Source organism: uncultured Roseibium sp. (assembly GCF_947496995.1).
Lineage (GTDB): Bacteria > Pseudomonadota > Alphaproteobacteria > Rhizobiales > Stappiaceae > Roseibium.
Genome location: NZ_CANMFD010000004.1, coordinates 396,806 through 415,150, shown reverse-complemented (window position 1 = coordinate 415,150; position 18,345 = coordinate 396,806). Strand labels below are relative to the sequence as shown.

General features: G+C 60.6%; 16 protein-coding genes. 7 read left to right on the top strand and 9 right to left on the bottom strand.

Features of this window, described 5'->3' with window-relative positions; genetic code table 11:
* Positions 1–6 precede the first annotated feature (6 nt).
* Positions 7–894, top strand: a complete 888-nt coding sequence (locus Q1B40_RS17925; protein ID WP_299817304.1) for a D-alanyl-D-alanine carboxypeptidase family protein — start codon at positions 7–9, stop codon at positions 892–894.
* Between the two features lie 56 nt (positions 895–950).
* On the opposite strand, the gene ilvC is transcribed toward Q1B40_RS17925, so the two are convergent.
* Positions 951–1,970, bottom strand: a complete 1,020-nt coding sequence (gene ilvC, locus Q1B40_RS17920; protein WP_103224711.1) for a ketol-acid reductoisomerase — start codon at positions 1,968–1,970, stop codon at positions 951–953.
* Positions 1,971–2,055: 85 nt separating this feature from the next.
* Complete coding sequence (locus Q1B40_RS17915; protein WP_103224710.1) at positions 2,056–2,706, bottom strand: TetR/AcrR family transcriptional regulator; 651 nt, start codon at positions 2,704–2,706, stop codon at positions 2,056–2,058.
* Positions 2,707–3,104: 398 nt separating this feature from the next.
* Between Q1B40_RS17915 and Q1B40_RS17910 the strand changes: the two genes are divergently transcribed.
* Positions 3,105–5,105, top strand: a complete 2,001-nt coding sequence (locus Q1B40_RS17910) for a bifunctional diguanylate cyclase/phosphodiesterase (protein WP_299817300.1) — start codon at positions 3,105–3,107, stop codon at positions 5,103–5,105.
* A gap of 96 nt (positions 5,106–5,201) precedes the next feature.
* On the opposite strand, the gene Q1B40_RS17905 is transcribed toward Q1B40_RS17910, so the two are convergent.
* Complete coding sequence (locus Q1B40_RS17905; RefSeq protein WP_299817298.1) at positions 5,202–6,110, bottom strand: hypothetical protein; 909 nt, start codon at positions 6,108–6,110, stop codon at positions 5,202–5,204.
* Between the two features lie 371 nt (positions 6,111–6,481).
* Complete coding sequence (locus Q1B40_RS17900; protein ID WP_299817296.1) at positions 6,482–7,384, bottom strand: LysR substrate-binding domain-containing protein; 903 nt, start codon at positions 7,382–7,384, stop codon at positions 6,482–6,484.
* A gap of 166 nt (positions 7,385–7,550) precedes the next feature.
* Here Q1B40_RS17900 and Q1B40_RS17895 point away from each other — a divergent pair, with 166 nt between their 5' ends.
* The 5 genes from Q1B40_RS17895 (at position 7,551) to Q1B40_RS17875 (ending at position 11,626) form a co-directional block, all read left to right on the top strand.
* Positions 7,551–8,681, top strand: a complete 1,131-nt coding sequence (locus Q1B40_RS17895; protein WP_299817294.1) for a TauD/TfdA family dioxygenase — start codon at positions 7,551–7,553, stop codon at positions 8,679–8,681.
* Positions 8,678–9,445: a class II aldolase/adducin family protein gene (locus Q1B40_RS17890; protein ID WP_299817292.1), complete on the top strand. Its 768-nt coding sequence runs from the start codon at positions 8,678–8,680 to the stop codon at positions 9,443–9,445. Before Q1B40_RS17895 ends, Q1B40_RS17890 begins: the two co-directional genes overlap by 4 nt.
* A 56-nt stretch (positions 9,446–9,501) precedes the next feature.
* Positions 9,502–10,131: a DUF998 domain-containing protein gene (locus Q1B40_RS17885; RefSeq protein WP_299817290.1), complete on the top strand. Its 630-nt coding sequence runs from the start codon at positions 9,502–9,504 to the stop codon at positions 10,129–10,131.
* A 130-nt stretch (positions 10,132–10,261) separates the two neighbouring features.
* Positions 10,262–10,855: a DJ-1/PfpI family protein gene (locus Q1B40_RS17880; protein ID WP_299817288.1), complete on the top strand. Its 594-nt coding sequence runs from the start codon at positions 10,262–10,264 to the stop codon at positions 10,853–10,855.
* Between the two features lie 420 nt (positions 10,856–11,275).
* Positions 11,276–11,626: a ribbon-helix-helix domain-containing protein gene (locus tag Q1B40_RS17875; protein WP_299817286.1), complete on the top strand. Its 351-nt coding sequence runs from the start codon at positions 11,276–11,278 to the stop codon at positions 11,624–11,626.
* A gap of 13 nt (positions 11,627–11,639) precedes the next feature.
* Here the strand turns inward: Q1B40_RS17875 and mdoH are convergent, their stop codons facing one another.
* From mdoH to gatA, 5 genes are all read right to left on the bottom strand, one after another.
* Positions 11,640–13,439, bottom strand: a complete 1,800-nt coding sequence (gene mdoH, locus Q1B40_RS17870; protein ID WP_299817284.1) for a glucans biosynthesis glucosyltransferase MdoH — start codon at positions 13,437–13,439, stop codon at positions 11,640–11,642.
* A 1-nt stretch (position 13,440) separates the two neighbouring features.
* The gene (locus Q1B40_RS17865) at positions 13,441–13,827 is read right to left on the bottom strand and encodes a hypothetical protein (RefSeq protein WP_299817282.1); all 387 of its coding nucleotides are present in this window, start codon (positions 13,825–13,827) and stop codon (positions 13,441–13,443) included.
* A complete protein-coding gene (locus tag Q1B40_RS17860) occupies positions 13,824–15,416 on the bottom strand; it encodes a glucan biosynthesis protein (RefSeq protein WP_299817280.1) in 1,593 nt (530 codons plus the stop codon). Before Q1B40_RS17860 ends, Q1B40_RS17865 begins: the two co-directional genes overlap by 4 nt.
* A 215-nt stretch (positions 15,417–15,631) precedes the next feature.
* Positions 15,632–16,726, bottom strand: coding sequence for an NAD(P)/FAD-dependent oxidoreductase (locus tag Q1B40_RS17855; RefSeq protein WP_299817278.1), 1,095 nt, complete (start codon positions 16,724–16,726; stop codon positions 15,632–15,634).
* Positions 16,727–16,857: 131 nt separating this feature from the next.
* The gene (gene gatA, locus Q1B40_RS17850) at positions 16,858–18,342 is read right to left on the bottom strand and encodes an Asp-tRNA(Asn)/Glu-tRNA(Gln) amidotransferase subunit GatA (protein WP_299817276.1); all 1,485 of its coding nucleotides are present in this window, start codon (positions 18,340–18,342) and stop codon (positions 16,858–16,860) included.
* Positions 18,343–18,345 lie beyond the last annotated feature (3 nt).

The following is an 18,345-nucleotide window of genomic DNA, read 5'->3' as shown; positions in this document are numbered from 1 at the left end:
CCGGGAATGCGCTGGACCGCACATCTGAAAATGACGGCTGCCATCGGCCTGGCCGTACTGCTGGCGGCATGTCAGACGGCGCAGCCGCCTTCCGGGTCCGCTCAGGCGCCATCGGGCGCTGCGGTGCAGACCGCTTCCCTCCCGGTTGTCAGCTATGCACCGGCCACCGCCGTCGAGCGCGGCTATTCAGCTCTGGTCGTGAATGCCGCGACAGGGGAAGAACTCTATGCGGTCGATGCGGACGCTGCGCGCTATCCGGCCTCCCTGACCAAGATGATGACGCTCTACCTGTTGTTCGAGGCGGTCTCCGAGGGGCGCTATTCGCTGTCGTCGCCGTTGACGGTCTCGGCGACTGCGGCATCGCAGCCTCCCGCGAAGCTTGGACTGAAGGCCGGATCCACCATCACCGTGGAACAGGCTGCCCGGGCCCTGGCGGTGAAGTCCGCCAATGACGTTGCCGTCACGATTGCCGAAAACCTTGCCGGAAGCGAAGCCGCCTTCGCCCGGCAGATGACGCAGCAGGCCCGGGCGCTGGGCCTTTCCAGAACCCGCTTCGTCAATGCGACCGGTCTTCCCGATCCGGCCCAGGTGACAACGGCGCGCGACATGGCCACCCTTGGCCTCGCCCTGAAGCGCCGCTTTCCGCAATATGCAAGCTACTACCGAGCCAAATCGTTTTCATACGGCGGCCGCACGTTCCGGGCGACCAACAACCTTCTCGGCAAGGTTCCCGGTGTCGACGGCCTGAAGACCGGCTATATCCGCATGTCCGGCTACAATCTGGTCGCCACCGCGGACCGCGGCGGCAAAGGGTTGATCGTCGTCGTGATCGGCGGCAAGAGCGAGGCTGCGCGGGACAAGGAAGTCACCCGGCTGATCGAGGCGCATTTCTAGAAAAAAGGCCCCGCCGAAACCGGCGGAGCCCTGTGTCTGCTGACGATCCCGAAAGATCAGTTCTTTGACTTGTCGACCAGTGCGTTGGACTTGATCCACGGCATCATGCCGCGCAGTTTCTCGCCAACTTCCTCGATCTGGTGAGCGTCGTTCAAACGGCGGGTCGCCTTGAACTTGGCAGCACCTGCACGGTATTCCTGCATCCAGTCGGAGGTGAACTTGCCGGTCTGGATGTCGGTCAGGACGCGCTTCATTTCCGCCTTGGTTTCGTCGGTCACGATGCGCGGGCCGGTGACATACTCACCCCATTCCGCCGTGTTGGAGATGGAGTAGTTCATGTTGGCGATGCCGCCTTCGTAGATCAGGTCCACGATCAGCTTCACTTCGTGCAGGCACTCGAAATAGGCCATTTCCGGCGCGTAGCCGGCTTCCACCAGTGTTTCGAAACCAGCGCGGATCAGCTCGACCAGACCGCCGCAAAGAACAGCCTGTTCGCCGAAGAGATCGGTTTCGCACTCTTCCTTGAAAGTGGTCTCGATGATGCCGGAACGACCGCCGCCGACGCCGCAGGCGTAGGAGAGGCCAAGGTCATGCGCGTTGCCCGATGCGTCCTGATCGACGGCGATCAGGCACGGCACACCGCCGCCTTTTTCGTATTCACCGCGCACTGTGTGGCCCGGGCCCTTCGGCGCGACCATCAGAACGTCGACAGTGGATTTTGCTTCGATCAGGCCGAAATGCACGTTGAGACCATGGGCGAAGGCAATCGCCGCGCCGTCACGGATGTTGTCGGCGATATGATCGCGGTAGATGTCGGCCTGAAGTTCGTCCGGTGCGGCCATCATCATCAGGTCGGCCCAGGCGGCAGCCTCGGCAACATTCATGACCTTGAAGCCGTCGGCTTCGGCCTTGAGGGCGGTGGTGGAACCATCGCGCAGGGCAACGGCAACATTGGAGCAGCCGCTGTCCTTGAGGTTCATCGCATGGGCGCGGCCCTGTGAGCCGTAGCCGATGATGGCGACTTTCTTGGATTTGATCAGGTTCAGATCGGCGTCACGATCGTAGTAAACGCGCATGGGGTGTCCTTTCTCCCGTTTGCATTCTGTCTTTTTGAAAAGCCGGATTTCAGGCCGGTCTTTGTTGTCGTCTGGCCGGCAGGGCTTACGCCCCGAACAGCCGGTAAAAGCGGTCAACGGCCGTTTGGGCCTGAGCTTTCAGATCCTTTTCGGCGGGGCCTGCGGCCTCACCGAGAAGCAGGCGGATATGAACGTCCCGGATCGCAAGGCCGTAAAGCACCTGATAGGCGTCCTCGGCCTTGTCGAATTTCAACAGCCCGTGGCGGCGGCCGCTTTCCAGCATGGCGCGCGCGCGGGCGGAGATCATGTGCTTGCCGCGCACCAGCAGCAGCTGTCCGAGACGGTTGGAATTGGTGTTGGACTGGCCGATGGACAGGCGGTTGAGCGCCAGCGATGTTTCGGAAAACAGCACGCCCAGCAGGGCTTCCACGAAGGCGGCCACATGGGCGCGAAAGGTTTCAGCGTCGGCAGTCGCGCCTGCTTCGGAGGGAAACTGCACCTGGCTGGCCTGAAAGGCGACGACCGCTGCCAACAGACCGTCCCGGTCCCCGAACCACTTGTAGAGGCTTTCCTTCGAACAGCTGGCAGTGCGGGCGAGACCTGCCGTCGTCAGGGCTTTTTCCCCGCCTTCGACCAGCAATGTCAGCGCGTGCTGGAGGACCACCTGCTGGCGCGGCGAGAACTCCGGCGCGGCATCCGGACGGGAGGTGGCGATATCGAAGGCGGCTGCTGACATTTTTCAGGGCTTGATCAGGACTGGGTACACATGAGGATGATCGATACGGTGAACCGTACCGTACGGTTCTGTCGAGGTTATGGCATCGGCGGAAAAAGAGGTCAAGAGCTTTTCAGGGAATTTTGAGTTTGGGCGTGTTGCCTGCGCGAGGGCGGTGGCGCATCGGCTCTCAAACCGGAGCGAATAACGTCGATGAAGAGCAGCGAGCAGAAATGTCGAGGAATACATCCAACAGCTTTTCAATTTTAAATACGTAATTATTGTAATAAGTCACAGTGTTGTTATTGCTATCGATTTGATATTTCAGTTTTTTTTAGTAGTCAGGATTCTTTTAAATTATAAAAATGTTAGTTTGTTTGTAGTTCAGTAATTAATTCTTGGTGCCTCGGGAATTGTGAATGTTTAGCAAGTCAAACGGTATACGCGGCTGGTTGAATTTTGCGATGTTGATCGCATTTATTGCAGTCATGCTTGGTGTGGGGAACCTGGCCATCAAGCAATCTGTGGATGCCGTGATCGTAGCCAGTGCCGAACGCAAGGCGACAAACTGGAGCCACTATCTCTCCACCGCCATGCCGGATCTTCAGGCCTTGATAAAAACGGGTGAGGCGACGGCGGAGCAGCAGGCGGTCATTGAAAAGGCGGTCCAGGTTGCGGACGTCTTCCGTTTCAAGCTTTTCAATGCATCCGCGCAAATGGTTTTGATTTCCGACGAACTCGGCAAACCGCTGGAGGCGGGAGCGCAAACCGATCACAACGGCCATGCGCGCATGGTTCTGGACACCGGCCATGCGAAGATCGATGTTCAGGATGGCAGTCAGAAGGAAAACCGTCCCGACCTTTATGTTGAAGCCTATGTTCCGGTGATTTCCGAAAGCGGGGACCGGCTTGGCGTTGTCGAAGTCTACCTCGATCAGACGCCCGTCGCCAATCTGTTCCGGAGCAAGTTCGTCTCTCTCGTGACAGCGCTGGGCTTCGTCGTGCTCTTCAGTTTCGGTGTGCCCTTTCTCGCCTATTTCTTCAAGATGCGGCAACAGGTCAGGACCGACGCGAAGGTCCGGCTGCTGTCCTCGCGCGACCAGCTCACCGGGTTACCCAATCGCTCGACATTTTTTCAGAATGTCGAGGATGCCCGCCGGGCCGGCAGGCTTGATCTGCGCAAGGCGGCGATCATTTTCATCGACCTGGACAACTTCAAGGCCATTAACGACACCTTCGGCCATAAGGCGGGCGACGCGTTCCTGCGCCATGTCGGCAATGCGATCTCGTCCCATCTGGCGAACGGCGATCTGGCTGCTCGTTTCGGTGGGGACGAATTCATCCTGATTTCCGCAAACCGCACCATGGCAGACCTCAAGACACTAATCGAAAGCCTCCGAAAGGCTGTCAGCATGCCTGTGCGGACAGATGGTATCGCGCTGACCGGCCATCTGAGTCTCGGGGTTCATTTTGACACCCTGGATGATCTGAGCCTGAAAGACCGGATGCACAAGGCCGATATCGCCCTTTATCAGGCCAAGCTTACGGGCCGGAACACATGGGTGCTGTTCACGCCGGACCTGGAGGAGAAAATCGCCCGGCGGCGCTATGTCGAGGAATGCATCATTGCCGGTTTCCCTCAGGAGCGGTTCGAGGTGCATTACCAGCCCTTGATCAAACATTCCTCGTCCGAGGTCGTGGGCTTCGAGGCGTTGTTGCGGCTCAGGGATGCCAAGGGAGACTTCATTGCGCCCACGGAGTTCATACCCGTTGCGGAAGACGCCGGTGAAATCAACAAAATCGGCAAATGGATTCTCGAGGAAGCCATAAGGACCGCGGCAACCTGGCCGGAACCGCTGTTTGTCTCCGTGAACCTCTCGGCAAAACAGTTTGATGACGGCAAGCTGGTCGAGGACGTGAGAACGCTTCTGGACAGTGCCGGGCTGCCCGCCAACCGGCTGGAGCTTGAAGTGACCGAGAACACGCTCATCGAGCAGGAGGAACAGGTGACCGGTCAGTTGCGCGCCTTCAGCAAGATGGGTGTTTCGCTTGCCATGGACGACTTCGGCACGGGCTATTCGAGCCTCGGCTATTTGTGGAAATATGCCTTCGACAAGATCAAGGTCGACAGGTCCTTCATTACATCCCTGACCGACATCGACGGGAAATCGCTCCATGTGCTGGACACGATCATCGAGCTGGGACACCGGCTTGACATGACCGTGACGGTCGAGGGGATCGAGACTGCTGACCAGGTTCATGCGCTCGACCACCTGTCCTGCGATCATTTTCAGGGCTTCTACTACGGGGTGCCCATGCCGGCTCACGACCTGGCACCCTTCGTGGCTGAAAATCTCGCTCAGGTAAAAGTCCGCGGGGACCGGCCGGTTGCTGTTTCGGAGAAAAAGGCGGCGGTATAAACGAGCAGGTTCCTGCCATCGAAACCCGGTTCCCAAAGAGGCCTTCAAATACAGGCACGGACCGCGACCTGCCGTTGATCCGGCAAAGGTCCGGCGTCAGTCGATCTGTTTGCCTGTTGCGTTCAAAGGCTCGGGAGGCATGTCTCCGGGCGTGAACCACAGAGCGGGATCGTTCAGGGGTGTTTCAGGGCCCAGATTAGGATTGGGAATCCTGATCATCCTGCGCTCGCTCAGGCCGGCCCGTTCAATATCCTTCTGGAAATATTTCCAGAAAAGCCTGTCCAGTGATCCATCTGCAATCATCGACCTCAGGCCCCGCTCGAAGCGCTCCGCCAGGTCGGGCCGTTCAGGTGACACGAACAGATAGGTCGGGAGCGGGATAAAGAGCGTCAGTGTGTCCTCGATGGCGAGGTCCGGCATTTTTTCCGACCATTTCTCATATTCGAAGAAAATCTCGTCCATGCCTCGCGGCAGGCTCTTGAAGCGCCCGAGTTCCAGCATCCGCAACAGGTGTTCCAGCGTTTCGGCCCTCACGACGTGGAGGCCGGCTTCTTCCATGATGCGGCTTGTCGACCATTGAAGGCCGGATCCGACAGAGAACATTTTCAGGTCTTCCAGCGTTTCGACCCGTGAATATGCGTCCTGATTGGCACCAAGGATGAACAGGATGCGGTAGCCCTGAAGCCCCTTGCGCAGAGGGATGCGTATGGTGATCAGTTTCGCTTCCCATTCCGGCTTGGTGGCCATGGCCGCATAGTCGATCAGCTCGCCGCTTATAAGCTCGGAAAGCAGCCGGTCCCTGGACATGCCGGCTGCGTCTGCTGGCCGATGCACGGCCGCATCCGGACCCTCGGTGCGCCTCAGGATTTCGGCCAGAATCTCGTCGACATAGCCGTTGTTGGTTGCCGGTGGCGTGTTAGCGCCGACAGCCTGCGCAAGTCCCGGCTGTGCCGTGACAAGGAAAGACAAGAGAGTGGCAAAAGCCAGGGAATACTTGCCCGCCATTTTGAAGGTGCTTTCCAGCAATTTTTCTGCCTTTCCCGGGGCGGGTCTCGTATTTTTTTGGAAGAATTTACTTATCACAAATATAATAGAATAATAATCAACCTGTGATAAGAAGTTTTGCGTATATCAGCTTCATTACCTTTGCGTAATTAGATAATTTTACTGATAAGGCGACGTGTCCAACGCCGATTTTCGCTCTATAGCGTCGGTCTTTCGCAATGCGCAAGTCTGAAGCACACATATCCGCTGAAATGATCTTGGGTCAGAACTCGAATTGGACACGGATATTCAGGCATGGGCCGAAAGGGGGAAGAGACGTGTAAACGCACGGATGATACCTGGGGCATGTCAGAACACAGGGTTCTCTCCGGTCAGGTTTCGGAATCACCAGCCGCACGCGCCAGCCAGTCCGCCACCACTCTTGCCGTTTCCGTCTTCCGGCTGCGGTGCGAGAGGACAGCGTGATAGGCGTTGTCCGGTTGCAGGGGCGGCAGGCCGGCGGGGACGAGGAGGCCGTTTTCGACCTGGTCGCCGGTGATAGACCGCCAGCCGAGCATGACGCCATGACCGGAGAGGGCGGACTGGGTGGCCTGGACGTAATTGGAAAAGCGCAGGCCCTTTGCGGAGCCTGCCGCCTTCTGCCCGGTACGGGCGAGATAATCGGACCAGGTGAGCCAGCGCCGGTCGGCAAAATCCACATGGATCAAAAAGGCGGAGGCAAGGCTGCCACCGTTTTCCTCGATACGCCTTGCCAGAGACGGCGCGCAGACCGGCTCGATGGTTTCCGCGAACAGCAGGCGGACCTCGCCGTCATCCCAACGGCCGTCGCCATAGCGCAAGGCGATGTCCGTGCCGGGGCCGAGCCGGGGAACTTCCTGCGCAGTGGTCTGCACGTTCACCGCTATGTCAGGATGCTCGAGATAGAAGGCTTCTAGCCGCGGCATCAGCCAGTAGGTGGCAAAGCCGATGGTGCAGGCAATGGTGATGGTCGGAACATCCGGAACCGTGAGTGCCCGGATCTCCTCCAGCGCTTCGGTCAGCCGCTCCCGGTTTTCCGTAACGGCTTTGAGCAGGATGGCGCCGGCCTCCGTCAGGCCTGCCGGGCGGGTGCTGCGGTCGAACAGGGGCGCACCAATATGGCCTTCCAGTTGCCGCAGCGCCTGGCTGATGGCGGACATCGACACATTCAGGTCGCCAGCGGCGCGCTTGGCGCTGCCCGCCCGCTGCACGGTTTCGAAAACACTCAGGAGACGGAGCGGGGGAAGGCGGTGCATGGAGCTCTCAAGTTAAGTTATGGCTTAAGTTAACTTGTGTTTTTATCGTCTTTTCAAATCATCGCTGCAAGTTCAATTTGATCAAAGTGAATGATTTGAAGGCGCTATCGCATTTGGCTGTCTTGTGGCGGCAAAAAACTGCGAACTTAAGTTAAGGGTGAGAACCATGCTTGGAACCGGTGAAGCAGGCGTGCTCCTGCAGGAAAAGGGTCTCGATGTGCCGCTTGGTGACGGCCGGACCGCCTACTTCAATTATTACTGGCTGCGCGACAGTTGCCCGACCTCCTTCGACACGGAAACCCGGGAGAGGGTGTTCGACATCTTCGCCGAAGAAGATGCGCCGAGGGCCGCGTCCGCCGCGATTGCCGGTGGGCATCTGGAGATTACCTGGAAAGGCTCCGGCCACGTCACCCGCATGCCGCTCGGCTTGCTCACCGAGTATGCGGGCGGCGAGAAGCGCGCCGATGCGGCCAATCTGCCGCGTGTGCCCTGGTACGCGGACCACTATACGAAGATGGCGCGCTTTGCCTACGATGATCTGGTCGCGGAGCCGGCCAGCGTGCGCGACTGGAGCCGGGCGATGCTTGTCGACGGAGTGGCGTTGCTGACGGGATTGCCCGACACGGACGCGGCCCTGAAAGACACTGCCAGCCTGCTCGGCCACGTGCGGCCGAGCTATTTCGGGCCGGACTTCGAGGTAAAAACCCACATCAAGCCGACCAACCTGGCCTTCACCTCCAAGGCGCTGCCGCTGCACACGGATCTGCCCGACGAGGACCTTGCGCCCGGTGTGCAGTTCCTCCATTGCCGGGCGAATTCTGTCGAGGGCGGCCAGAGCCTGTTCGTCGACGGGCTGGCGGTTGCCGAGGATTTCCAGGAACGGCATCCGGAGGACTTCGAGCTTCTGGTGTCGGTCGACGTGCCGTATTACTGCGAGCATGACACGTTCGACATGCGTGCCCGCCAGCATGTCATCGAGCTGGATGCCTATGGCAATATTTCCGGCGTCACGATCAGCCAGCACCATGCCGATATTTTCGACATGCCGCAGCAGGATCTTGACCGTTTTTACCCTGCGTTCTGCCGCTTTGGCCGGATGATGCGGGATGAAAAATACCTGATGCGGTTCCGTCTGAATGCCGGTGAGTGTATCGTTTTCGACAATCACCGCATCGTGCATGGCCGGGCGGCCTATTCGGCCACCAGCGGCGAGCGTCATCTGCGCGGCTGTTACATCGACCGGGGCGAGTTGCGCTCCACCTACCGGGTGCTTTCCGGCGAAGGGCGGTTCAAATGAGTGTTGTCACCGATGTCGCGTTCGGCTCCCCGGACAGGCAATCCGAACAGGCCCTGCGCGAGGATCTCGCGGCCGCGTTCCGGATCGCGGTCAGGATGGGCTGGCACGAATCCGTCGGCAACCACTTCAGCGCCGCTGTCTCCGAGGATGGCTCGACCTTCCTGATGAACCCGAAGTGGCGGCATTTTTCCGATGTGAAGGCCAGCGACCTGCTGCTTCTCGACGCCCATGACGATCAGGTGATGGCAAGCGACACTGCGCCGGATCCTTCCGCCTGGTGCATTCACGGCACGGTTCACCGGATGAACCCGAATGCCCGGGTGCTGTTTCATTGCCATCCGCCCAATGCCACGGCGCTGGCGACCTTGCAGGACCCGTCGATGAAGCCGATCGACCTCAACACCGCGCGGTTCTTCGGCAAGGTGGCGGTCGATCTCGGCTTCGGTGGCATGGCCGACGAGGCGGAGGAGGGGCGGCGGATCGCCGAGACGCTGGGCGACAAGCCGGTGCTGGTCATGGGCAATCACGGGGTCTCGATTGCCGCCAGGACGGTGCCCGAAGCCTTCGAGCATCTGTATTTCTTCGAACGCGCCGCCGAAACACTGCTCAAAGCCTATGCGACCGGCCAGCCGCTCGCGGTCATGTCCGACAACCTGGCGGCCAAGACGGCTGCCGAGTGGGAGCCATATGCCGGCATGGGTTATGCCCATTTCGAACACTGGAAGCGGGAACTGGACCGGACCGAGCCGGACTACAAGGGCTGATCGCTTTTTGCCATCAAGTGCTTCCAAATGAAGAAGAAACGCTCTAATTGGTGCGCATGACCAAGGCGAGCACCCTCATCCTGTTGCCGTTACTGAGTTTTTTCTGGCTTGTCTGCGGTGTGCTTGTGGCCGGCAGCTATTATCCGGACTACAGCCATCTTTCCCAGTTCATGAGCGCGCTCGGCGCTACGGGAACCGCACATGGAGCCACGGTGAACCTGGTCGTTTTTGCCGGAGCAGAACTCTGGGTTCTGCTGTTTGTCGGACTGGCGGTCAGCGCGGTTGGCAAAGACAGTCTGGCAATCTCGGGGCTGAGCCTGATCGGGCTGTACGCGGTTCTGCTTCTGGCGGCGGCCTACTATCCGTGCGATTTCGAGTGCCGTCCCGAAGAGCCTTCGAGCGCGCATCTCATTCACGTCAGCGCAGGGTTTCTGGCTTATGTCTGCGGCTTGGTCGGCCTGTTCGTGGTCTCCTGCGCTCTGAAAAGGCGGGGGAGCAGCCTGTTGCCCAGGGGGACGGCAACCGGACTGCTTCTGATCGGGGCTTTGCTGCTGGCTGGAACCGTTCAGATTGAGGAATTTGCCGGACTGTTGCAGCGATTGCTGGAAGTCCTGATCTATCTCTGGCTGACGCTGACCGGCATGGCGCTGGTGCGTGCGTTGAGGCAAAGCCAACAAAGTACCTGAAACATCTCGGGACGCGGGTGAGGTCATGCCGATCTCACATTTTGCGCTGTAGTAATCGCCTAATACCCGCTCGAACCGGTTGCCTGCTAGCATTTCTCCATCGCATTTTTGCCAAGCTGGAGGAGAAAGCATGAGCGCGAAAAAAATCCTGATGATCACCGGTGACTTCACCGAAGACTACGAGACCATGGTGCCGTTTCAGACGCTTCTGGCCATGGGCTATGAAGTCGATGCGGTTTGCCCCGGCAAGAAGGCCGGAGAGACAGTCGCGACCTGTATCCACGATTTCGAGGGCGACCAGACCTATTCGGAAAAACGCGGTCATAATTTCACGCTGAACGCCAGCTTCGCCGATGCGGATGTCACCGGCTATGACGCCCTGGTGATCCCGGGCGGCCGGGCGCCGGAATATCTGCGTCTCGATGCTGATGTCATCGCGGCGGTCAAGCATTTCATGGATGAGGGCAAGCCGGTCGCAGCGATCTGCCACGGCGCGCAGATCCTCAGCGCCGCGAAAGTCATCGAGGGACGCACCGTCTCCGCTTACCCGGCCTGCCGCCCGGAAGTGGAACTGGCCGGCGCGACCTATGCCGACATCGCAATCGACGGTGCCGTGACCGACGGCAACCTCGTCACCGCCCCTGCCTGGCCCGCCCATCCGGCATGGCTGTCGCAGTTCCATGCGGTGCTGACCGGCGAAGCAGCCGGGTCACTGGCGGCCTGACCACAACGGTCTTCCGCACCTTCCAACTGTCTTCCCACCAAAAGACACTGGAAGGCTACGGTTCCCGCCCGGGGCTGCAAGCAGTCCTCGGGCGGGCTTTTCAGCCGACGGGAAAAGCACTAGGGTACGGACCCATAAAATTCTGCTTTCAGGTCGTTCAGAAAATGACTGGTTCCAAGGCGCAAGATCGCAGGAAACCTTATTGGTTTTCAAGATGTTGCAACGCCGGAGACAGTCGCTTTCTGAACGATCCGATGGACATCAACCCGGCCGCGAAGCGCCGCGTCAAAGCCTTTGCGTCATGCACCAGCATGGCTCTTCAGGCTTTTCCTAACTCTTCTTTGCCGGTTTGATGCCTGAAAGTACAATTTTATGGGTTCGTACCCTAGCCTTGAAGACCCTGAAAACCGGATACACCCCATGTGCAAACTTTTCATAGATGCCGACAGCGGGCTTTGGGAAAGCACAACCAGATCCCTGCGGATCGACGGTATGGTCACCTCCGTGCGTCTGGAAACGTTTTTCTGGAAGGTGCTTGAAGAGATTGCCGGGCGGGACGGCATGAATGTCGTGCAGCTCATCACCCGGTTGCATCATGAAAGCATCGATGCCGGGCATGATCTCGGCAATTTCACGAGCTTCCTGAGGGTCTGCTGTGGCCGCTACCTTGCCCTGCAGCTCTCCGGCGACGTGCCCACAGATACCCGCCTGCCGATTTCCGGCCTCGATGCGGATGGTATTCTGGACGCTGAAACCGGCCGCATGCACTGAGCTTGCCCGGCGCTCAAGCCACCGCGCCGGCGATCTGTCCGGACATATCCGAGGGCTTTTCTTCCGTTTCGCTTTCCAGCAAGGCGCTGTGCATTTCCGCAGCAATCGCGACGGGCCGCGCATCGAACGGAACGGCAAGAAGGCCGAGCCTGCGGCTGATTTCCCCCAGCATGACCGAGGACGTCATCCAGACGAGCAGCGGTGCGAAGACCAGCGGCAGTGCGACGGGCAGGAGCCAGTAGAACAGTTCCGGCACGTAATAGTGCGAAAAGGCGACACCGGCGGCCCCGGTCAGGGCCATCCACCATGTGGCGCTGATGGCAGCACCAAGGGGAAGGGAGCCGTCGTCGCGGTCGGCCGTCGGCCAGCCGGAATCGGCTCCGACAAACACCTGCATCACCGAGCGGCAATGGAACATCATCAGGATCGGTGCCAGGATCGAGGTCAGGAGGATCTCGATCACGAAGCTGAGGACGAGCCGTGCCGGGCCGCCGAAGGCCTTTGCGTTGCCGCCCGTGAGAGTTCGGATCACCAGCAGAAGCTTGGGCAGGATCAGCAGCGCCACGAGACCGAAGAGCAGGGCGAGCGCCGTGGCCGTTTCCGGATGGGGAAAGACGGGGAACGGCGAGTAGCCATCGAAATAGACCGGCGGCGGGGCCACCAGCGGTGCGGTCAGGCTGGTCAGCAGAAACAGGAACCAGATTGGCGAGGCCAGATAGGCGAAGATCCCCTGCAGGATGGAGATCCGGCTCCAGAACTTCAGACGCGGGGCTGCCAGAATGCGGCTGTGCTGCAGGTTGCCCTGGCACCAGCGCCGGTCGCGTTTGGCGTAGTCCACCATGTTGGCCGGAGCTTCTTCGTAGGAGCCGGTCAGGTCCGGATCGAGACGCACCTTCCAGCCGTCCCGCGCCAATAGCGCGGCCTCCACCGTGTCGTGGCTGAGGATATGGCCGCCAAAGGGCGGTTTGCCCTGCAGAGGTGCCATGCCGCAGGACGCCGCGAAAGCCCTGGTGCGAATGAGGGCGTTATGTCCCCAGAATGTGCCTTCCTCGCCCTGAACGGCGGCAAGGCCGCGCGCGAAATAGGGTCCGTAAAGGGAAGTGGCGAACTGCAGCAGGCGACCATAAAGGGTTTTCAGGCCGATGATCTGTGGCAGCGATTGCAGCAGCCCGAGGCGCGGGTCGGCTTCCATGCGCCGAACCATCTCCACGATGGTTTCACCGTCCATCAAACTGTCGGCATCGAGCACCAGCATATATTCGTAGGCACCGCCGGAGGTCTCCAGAAAATCGGCGATATTGCCTGCTTTGCGGCCGATGTTCTGTTCCCGGCGCCTGTAGAAAAGCCGTCCTCCCGCCTGGTGCCGGAGCAGCAGTCCCCGATAGGCGGACTGTTCCTCGCGGGCAACGTCGGCTCTGGTCGTGTCGGACAGGATGTAGAAATGGAAACAGTCCGCTTCCAGCAGCTTGTCGACGGATTTCATGATGGCTGCGAGACGCGCGAAGACCGGGCCGGTGGCTTCATTGTAGATCGGCATCAGGATGGCTGTGCGGCCCTGGGGACGGCCGGTCACCGCCGCCGCCTTGTCCGGGGGAAAGAGAATGCCGAACAGCGCGATGCAGCCGCCCCAGGCAAGCCAGAAGGCGGCCACCGCCATCAGCGCGATCCGCACCACGTCAAGCCTGTCGAAGCCGTCGGACTGAACAACCGTGGCGAACATGAAGGATGCCGCGGTCGTCAGGCAGACGGCTGCCAGAACCATGGCCAGCCGGCGGGGGCCGGCAGAGCGGACCTTTGAACCGGCCGGCTGCATGTCAGCGGTTCCTTACGGGCGCCGGCGTCCGTTTCATCTGAGGCCGGAGCATGTGCACCGCCCGCCGCCAGCGTGCCGCGAGGGGGGCGAAGCGACGGGAAAGAGGTGGTTCAAGGTCGTGAGCCGGCATGTCGAGACGGTGCAGGGGCGGCGGCACGATCATTGTGCGGATCACGCCCGCCCGCTCTTCCGCCAGGCCTTTTCCGGCAAGGAATGCATCTGCACCCAGCTGCGTATCGGCACCGAAGCGGCGCTCGGCAAGGATTTGCTGCAGCACGCCATCGGACAGGTCCGGCCGCTTGAGAACGTGCCGGATTTCCTCGTATACGGATCCGTTGTCGCACGGAGCCAAAAGCGGCCCGGTGCCGGTTTTATCGTGCGAAATCATGAGTTTCCACTCCACTGATACATCCAGGTTTCCGTCTGGTCGGTTCCGTTGAGCTGCAACGCCAGAGCGAACTCAACCGGAATATCCGCGGCCTTGCGTTCGACATCCACGACAGCCCGCCAGGAGCCCCCTTCCAGACGCTGAATAAAATGGTGTTTGACCGTGGCGTTTTGAACCGTGAGGCTGGGTTCCAGAGCTGCGTCGGCTCCAAGGCCGGAAAGCGCTTCGCCGGCGAACTCCACCACGAACTTGCGCAACTTTGGATCGGGATCGGAAGCCGCCGCGCCGCCGTGGCCCGTGCTCGTGCGGACGACCTGCGCCAGTTCGGTTCCCGGTTCCGGATTGCCGCCCCAGATCATCCGGTAGGCGAACCGGTGTTCCGAACCTGCCTTGGCGCCGCCTTCGGGCACCCAGAAGGCAACGATATTGTCGTAGATTTCCTTGTCCGCCGGAATTTCAGCCAGCATGACATGCCCGGGACCCCAGCCGTTGACCGGCTCGATCCACAGGGACGGCCTGCGCTGGTATTTGGCTTCCGTGTCCTGGTAGTGCTCGAAGTCGCGGTCGCGCTGCAACAGACCGAACCCGACCGGGCTTTCCTCCTGGAAGAAGGACAGCGAGAGAGCTTCCGGGTTGCGGATCGGCCGCCACAAGCGCTGGCCGTTGCGCCGCAGGATTAAAAGGCCGTCGTTGTCGTGAACTTCCGGACGATAGTCGTCAAAGCCGGTCCGGTCGTTTTCACCGAACAGGAACATGGAGGTCAAGGGAGCAATGCCAAGCCGTTCGACATCTTCGCGCAGGAAGATCCGTGCATCGACCTCAACCACGGTGTTGACGCCCGGTTTGACGGTGAACTGATAGGCTCCGGCAACGCTCTTGCTCTCCAGTTCCGCGTAAAGCCGTATCTCGGCGGCCCCTTCCTCGGGACGCTCCAGATAGAAGCGTGTGAACCTGGGGAACTCCTCAGGCCCGGAAATGGCCGTGTCGATGGCCAGCCCGCGCGCGGACAGGCCGTAGAGATTGCCTTTACCCAGTGCCCGGAAGTAGCTCGCGCCGAGGAACACGATCAGTTCGTCGAAGACGTCCGGGGTGTTGAGCGGATGATGCAGCCGGAAACCGGCGATGCCGGGAAGTTCCAGGTCCCTGAATTTTTCCGGGTCGAGCGGCTCCCGGTATTCGAAATCGGCGCCGGTAAAGCGGATTGGACGGGTTTCGTCTCCGGTGATTTCGAAAAGCTCCACCGGTTCCTTGTAGAGCCAGCCGGGGTGAAAGGCCTGAAGCCTGTAGTTTCCGGCGTTTTCGGTCCAGACAGCGCGCTCCGGAAGGAAACGGATGGCCCGGTGCCGGTCATAGTCGAGCTCGCTGAGGATTTCCGGCAGGTCCGGCGTTGCGGCATCGAAGGTTTTTGCAGCCTTCTCTTTCATCCGCAGGATCAGGGAATCGAAGCTGAAGGGTGTCCCGGAATCAGATCCGGATCCGCCTTCTGCAGGTGCGATATTTTCAGCCCCGGCGACGCCTGGTATGGCTCCGCCCGCGAGCGAGCCGGCCATCAGGGCTGTTGCCGACAGGAATTTGCGCCGATTGATCACAGTGATCGATCACCTCGTTGAAATTAAAGCGTTCTTTTATGGACACGATTTCAATGAGCACACGCACTGGAGCGATTTTATGGACAAAAACGGACCAAAAAGTGGTCTTTCTGTGCGCTGCAGCATCGGGTGCCGATCTCTTCTGATCGCAAACGCACAAGTCGTCAATTGGTTTCATCATTCAGCCAGCAAAATCAGCTGGGTGGTGGTTGCCCCTACAATAGAGTGACCACGAAATCGCCGATCGCAAGCGCCGACGTCAGGCCCGGAGATTCGATGCCGTAGAGGGCAACGAGACCTTTCCGGCCGTGGGCGCGCTGCCCGTCGATGCGGAAGTCCTCGGCGGGTTCGCCGGGGCCGGAAATCTTGGGTCGGAAGCCGCAATAATCCGGGATCAGGGAATTGTCCGGCAGGCCGGGCCAGTAGCTGCGGATGGCTGCGTAGAATTTGTCGCCGCGCGCGGGATCGACTTCATAGTCGATGTCCTTCACCCACTCCACATCGGGGCCGAAGCGGGCCTGATGTTGCAGATCCAGCGTGATGTGAACGCCGGAGCCGCCGGGTTCCGGCACCGGATAGACAAGCCTGGAAAACGGTGCCTTGCCCTGAAGCTTGAAATAGTTGCCCTTGGCCAGATAGGCCTTCGGAGCATTGGCGCCGGCAACGTCCTCCATCAGGCCGGGCGCGCCATGTCCGGCGGACACAACGAGCTCCCGGCAGGTCAGTGAATAGGACCCGGTGTCGCCGGTATCGACCGTGAGCTTGTAGCCGTCGTCGGTTGGCTCGATCCGCTTGACATTGCTGTTGAGCACGACCTGGCCGCCACGGTCCTCCAGACCACCCTGAAGGGCGAGCATGAAGCCGTGGCTGTCGATGATGCCGGTCGAAGGGGACCAGAGGGCGCCGCAGCAATCGAGCTCGGGTTCGATCTCCTGAAGCTTGTTGCGGTCGTAGAAGGCCAGGTCGTCGAGATCCGTGTCGAGGGCCTGCCTGTGCAGGCGCTCCAGTTCGGGCAGTTGCGCTTCGTCGGCGGCGACGATCAGCTTGCCGATCCGCTCATGGGCGATGCCGTTTTCGGCGCAGAACCGGTATAGCTGCTGCTTGCCGGGAAGGCACAGTTTCGCCTTCAGGCTGCCGGGGGGATAATAGATACCCGCATGGATGACTTCGGAATTGCGGGCACTGGTCTCCGAGCCGATGAGGCCGTGCCGCTCCAGCACCATGACCTCGCGGCCGGACAGCGCCAGGGCCCGCGCACAGGCCAGCCCGACGGCTCCCGCCCCGATCACGATGGTTTCGATGTCATGCATGGGATTGATTTCCAGTTGTCATGATTTGCGGCCGGTCCTGTCCGGACGCCGCCCCGGCCGTGGGCCGGGGCCTGCAGATGGAATCTGCTTGAAGGTCCCGGCTCAAGGCCGGGACGGCAGGCGGTTGTGGTTCAGCCCCACCACTTTTCCGGTTCGAACGACCCGGCGGCGTCCTCGATCACCTGGCCGATCTGGAACAGGGTGCTTTCGTCAAAGGGCTTGCCGATCAGCTGCAGGCCGAGGGGCAGTCCGGTCTTGTCGAGACCGGCGGGGACGGAAATGCCCGGCAGGCCGGCCATGTTGACCGTGACGGTGAAGATGTCGTTCAGATACATTTTCACCGGATCGGAATGCAGCTCCTGATCTGCGACGCGGAAGGCGGCCGAAGGTGTTGCCGGGGTCAGGATGGCGTCGACGCCGTTCTGCCAGGCCAGATCGAAATCGCGCTTGATCAGGGTGCGCACCTTCTGGGCCTTCAGGTAATAGGCGTCGTAATAGCCGGCGGACAGCACGTAGGTGCCGATAAGGATGCGGCGCTTGACCTCCTCGCCGAAACCGGCAGCCCGAGTGTTTTCATACATCTCGGCGATGTCCTTGCCCGGCACGCGCAGGCCGTAGCGGACGCCGTCATAACGGGCGAGGTTGGAGGACGCTTCGGCCGGCGCGACGATGTAATAGGCCGGCAGGGCGTATTTGGTGTGCGGCATGGAGAGGTCGACGATTTCCGCGCCAGCATCCTTCAGCCACTGAATGCCCTTCTGCCACAACTCCTCGATTTCGCCGGGCATGCCGTCCATGCGGTATTCCGCCGGAATGCCGATCTTGAGACCCTTCACGGATTTGCCGATGGCGGCTTCATAGTCCGGGACTTCGATGTCGACAGAGGTCGTGTCCTTCGGATCCACGGAGGCCATGGACTTCAGCAGGATTGCGCTGTCGCGAACCGTGTGTGCGATCGGCCCGGCCTGGTCGAGCGAGGAGGCGAAGGCGACCACGCCCCAGCGCGAGCAGCGGCCGTATGTCGGCTTGATGCCGACGGTGCCGGTGAAGGCCGCCGGCTGGCGGATGGAGCCGCCGGTGTCGGTCGCCGTGGCGCCCATGCACATGCGGGCTGCAACGGCTGTGGCCGAACCACCGGAAGATCCGCCCGGAACCAGATCCTGGTTGGAGCCCTTCTTGCGCCACGGGTTGATCACCGGGCCATAATAGGAAGTCTCGTTGGAGGAACCCATGGCGAACTCGTCCATATTCAGCTTGCCGAGCATGACGGCGCCGTCCGCCCACAGGTTGGACGTCACGGTGGATTCGTACTGCGGCTTGAAACCGTCGAGAATGTGGCTGCAGGCCTGGGTGTGCACGTCCCGGGTGGCAAACAGGTCCTTGATGCCTAGCGGAATGCCTTCCAGCGCCCCGCCGTCGCCCTTGGCGAGTTTCGCGTCGGAGGCCTTTGCCATGTCGCGGGCCTTGTCGGCGGTCACGGTCACATAGGCGTTCAGCGATGCGTTGGCCGCTTCGATGTTGCCGATGAAGGCGTCGGTCAGTTCGAGGGACGTGTAGTCCTTGTTCTTCAGGCCGTCGCGGGCCTCGGCAATGGTGAGTTTGGTGAGATCGGTCATGTC

Bases quoted from the DNA above. Each gene is read 5' to 3' on its own strand.
- Q1B40_RS17925 (WP_299817304.1), top strand. From the start codon at position 7: ATGCGCTGGACCGCACATCTGAAAATGACGGCTGCCATCGGCCTGGCC.
- ilvC (WP_103224711.1), bottom strand. From the start codon at position 1,970: ATGCGCGTTTACTACGATCGTGACGCCGATCTGAACCTGATCAAATCC.
- Q1B40_RS17915 (WP_103224710.1), bottom strand. From the start codon at position 2,706: ATGTCAGCAGCCGCCTTCGATATCGCCACCTCCCGTCCGGATGCCGCG.
- Q1B40_RS17910 (WP_299817300.1), top strand. From the start codon at position 3,105: ATGTTTAGCAAGTCAAACGGTATACGCGGCTGGTTGAATTTTGCGATG.
- Q1B40_RS17905 (WP_299817298.1), bottom strand. From the start codon at position 6,110: ATGGCGGGCAAGTATTCCCTGGCTTTTGCCACTCTCTTGTCTTTCCTT.
- Q1B40_RS17900 (WP_299817296.1), bottom strand. From the start codon at position 7,384: ATGCACCGCCTTCCCCCGCTCCGTCTCCTGAGTGTTTTCGAAACCGTG.
- Q1B40_RS17895 (WP_299817294.1), top strand. From the start codon at position 7,551: ATGCTTGGAACCGGTGAAGCAGGCGTGCTCCTGCAGGAAAAGGGTCTC.
- Q1B40_RS17890 (WP_299817292.1), top strand. From the start codon at position 8,678: ATGAGTGTTGTCACCGATGTCGCGTTCGGCTCCCCGGACAGGCAATCC.
- Q1B40_RS17885 (WP_299817290.1), top strand. From the start codon at position 9,502: ATGACCAAGGCGAGCACCCTCATCCTGTTGCCGTTACTGAGTTTTTTC.
- Q1B40_RS17880 (WP_299817288.1), top strand. From the start codon at position 10,262: ATGAGCGCGAAAAAAATCCTGATGATCACCGGTGACTTCACCGAAGAC.
- Q1B40_RS17875 (WP_299817286.1), top strand. From the start codon at position 11,276: ATGTGCAAACTTTTCATAGATGCCGACAGCGGGCTTTGGGAAAGCACA.
- mdoH (WP_299817284.1), bottom strand. From the start codon at position 13,439: ATGCAGCCGGCCGGTTCAAAGGTCCGCTCTGCCGGCCCCCGCCGGCTG.
- Q1B40_RS17865 (WP_299817282.1), bottom strand. From the start codon at position 13,827: ATGATTTCGCACGATAAAACCGGCACCGGGCCGCTTTTGGCTCCGTGC.
- Q1B40_RS17855 (WP_299817278.1), bottom strand. From the start codon at position 16,726: ATGCATGACATCGAAACCATCGTGATCGGGGCGGGAGCCGTCGGGCTG.
- gatA (WP_299817276.1), bottom strand. From the start codon at position 18,342: ATGACCGATCTCACCAAACTCACCATTGCCGAGGCCCGCGACGGCCTG.